At 47.7% G+C, this 1,060-nt stretch carries 2 protein-coding genes; both read right to left on the reverse strand.

Features of this window, described 5'->3' with window-relative positions:
• The coding region (locus E0496_RS31910) for an extracellular solute-binding protein (protein WP_206669926.1) at window positions 1-904 on the reverse strand (904 nt) is incomplete at its 3' end.
• 47 nt (window positions 905-951) lie between these two features.
• Window positions 952-1,059 carry a helix-turn-helix domain-containing protein gene (locus tag E0496_RS31915; protein ID WP_338325892.1) on the reverse strand — a complete coding sequence of 36 codons (108 nt, stop codon included), beginning with the start codon at window positions 1,057-1,059 and terminating at the stop codon, window positions 952-954.
• Window position 1,060: the final 1 nt, after the last annotated feature.

Here is a 1,060-nt window from a genome sequence, read left to right on the forward strand (position 1 = left end):
CAAGCTCGCCTGCTCTGCCGGTATCCTTTGCGGCAAAATCCGTCTCCATGAGTCCTTCTCTGAACAGCTTGTTTAAAAAGGCAAGTGCCGGCTTCACTTCTGGCTGTACACTGCCATAAACAAGCTTACCCGCTTTTCCTTGAATCCATATTTTCGGATACGAATCAAACGCATTAAATATTCCAATCGCTTCGGCCAAACCCATATTTAAAAAAGAGTTACTGAGCGAAAGTCCCACCGTGTCTTGCTTGCCGTTGCCATCCGGGTCCTGCAGCGTAAAGGCACGAATAACGTCATAGAGCTCCGCTGTCGTAACAGGAACTTGCAGCCCAAGCCGATCCAGCCAATCCTTGCGAAGCCATAGGAAGGAAGCTCCGTCAATGGCTGAGTTAAGCCCTGGAATCGCAATAAGCTTCCCATCAAAGGTTGCGGATTCCAAGCCCCGAAGATCATCTCCCTCAATAATCGATTTGGTTAGCGGCGATGCATATTGCTCGAATATATTCGTTAAATCCGTGTATAAGCTTGTTTTGGATAATGAAGACAGCTGTCCCTGATTAACCGCAATCACATCCGGGATTTTACCCGAAGCAATCGCAACGCTAACCTTTTGTTTGGCGGCTTCCGCACCTTTCGTATACCATGTCGCCTTCACATCAATGCCTAGCTCATCCCGGTACGCTTGCTGCCAAACGCTGTTCTCCCACTTCGCTTCCGAAAAATCCGTCGCAATCACATCACTTATTGCGACGCCAGTCGTCAGAGTTATAAGCTGAGTAGCTTCATGATCAATCTCGCTTGCACCCTCACCATTTTCCACTGTTGCTTTGTTTCCACTGCACGCCGATAAACCAATTAACATGATTAGCAGCAAGAGAGTCGCAAAGGCTCGAAATTTATTCACATAAGCCAATTCATTTCACCTTCCATTTGCGCAGTTTGCAGTCTTTTTTAGCCACTTGTCCGAAACTCCTGCGGCGTTTGACCCGTTTCTTTCTTGAAGAAGCGGCTGAAATAGCCCGCGGACGTAAAGCCCAGCGACTTGGCTATATCCTGTATT

This window comes from Paenibacillus luteus (assembly GCF_006542765.1).
Classification (GTDB): domain Bacteria; phylum Bacillota; class Bacilli; order Paenibacillales; family Paenibacillaceae; genus Pristimantibacillus; species Pristimantibacillus luteus.